Source organism: Acidovorax sp. KPB24-03, from assembly GCF_057546605.1.
The window spans coordinates 1-1370 of record NZ_BAAJYR010000654.1; the positions used below are offsets into that span (position 1 = coordinate 1).

A 1370-nucleotide genomic window follows, 5' to 3' on the forward strand; every position below is an offset into this window, starting at 1 on the left:
GCAGCGGCGCAGCATTTCGCCACCGGGGCCGGGGCGGCACGCCGCGGCCCCGGCGCGCCGGCCGCGTGCACTGGCACCACACGCAGGAAAACGCCACGCCGATTTGGCGACAATCGCATCCAGAAAGTGAGACCCCGACCATGCCCCTGCAATTCGCCGACCGACTGAACAATGTAGAGACCTCCGCCATCCGCGAGCTTTTCAAGCTGCTGGGCAAGCCCGGCATCATCAGCTTTGCCGGGGGATTTCCGGACAGCGCGATGTTCGATGTGGACGGCATCCGCGAGGCCTCCAATAAGGCCCTGGCCGAGGAGCCGGGCGCGGCCCTGCAGTACGGCGCCACCGAGGGCTATAACCCCCTGCGCGAGCAACTGGCCGCCTTCATGGTCAGCAAGGGCGCCAGGGACGTGGCGACCGACAACCTCATCGTCACCACCGGCAGCCAGCAGGCGCTGGACCTGCTGGGCAAGACGCTCATCAGCCCCGGCGACAAGGTGATCGTGGAAGGCCCCACCTTCCTGGCCACTATCCAGTGCTTTCGCCTCTACGGCGCCGAGCTGATCAGTGCGCCGGTCGATGGCGAAGGCGTGGACACCGACGCGCTGGAAAAGCTCATCGCCGAGCACCGCCCCAAGTTCGTCTACCTCATCCCCACCTTCGGAAACCCGAGCGGCGCGCTGCTGAGCCTGGAGCGCCGCCGAAAGGTGCTGGAGATGGCCGCCCGCCACCAGACGCTGATCGTCGAGGACGATCCCTACGGCGACCTGTACTTCGGCGAGGCGCCGCCGCCCAGCCTGCTGGCGCTGTCGGCCGACGTGCCCGGCAGCCGCGACCTGCTGGTGCACTGCGGCAGCTTGAGCAAGGTACTGAGCCCCGGCCTGCGCGTGGGCTGGCTCATCGCGCCGGCCGAGCTGCTGGCCAAGGCCACCATGTGCAAGCAGTTCAGCGATGCGCACACCAGCACCTTCGCGCAGGCCACGGCCGCGCAGTACCTCAAGGCCGGCCGCATGCCCGCCACGCTGGCCAAGGTGCGCGCGGTGTATGCCGAGCGCGCCCAGGCCATGGGCGATGCGCTGCGCAAGGAACTGGGCGACGCCATCGCGTTCGTGCAGCCGCAGGGCGGCCTGTTCGTCTGGGCGCGCCTCACCGGCGCGCGCGGCCAGGTGGCCGACGGCAACGTGCTGGCCAAGAAGGCCATCGAGCAGGGCGTGGCCTTCGTGCCCGGCACGCCGTTCTTCTGCGCGCAGCCCGACCACGCCACGCTGCGCCTGTCGTTCGCCACGGCCGATGTGGACAAGATCCGCGAGGGCGTGGCGCGGCTGGGCCAGGCAGTGCGCGCCTGACCGGCCGGCTGCGGACCGGCGCGGCGC

The 1370-nt window shown here is 70.2% G+C and carries 1 protein-coding gene; it reads left to right on the top strand.

Annotated elements, in window-relative coordinates:
* The first annotated feature begins 146 nt into the window (after positions 1 to 146).
* Positions 147 to 1343 carry an aminotransferase-like domain-containing protein gene (locus tag AC27KI_RS24880; RefSeq protein ID WP_284429566.1) on the top strand — a complete coding sequence of 399 codons (1197 nt, stop codon included), beginning with the start codon at positions 147 to 149 and terminating at the stop codon, positions 1341 to 1343.
* Positions 1344 to 1370: the final 27 nt, after the last annotated feature.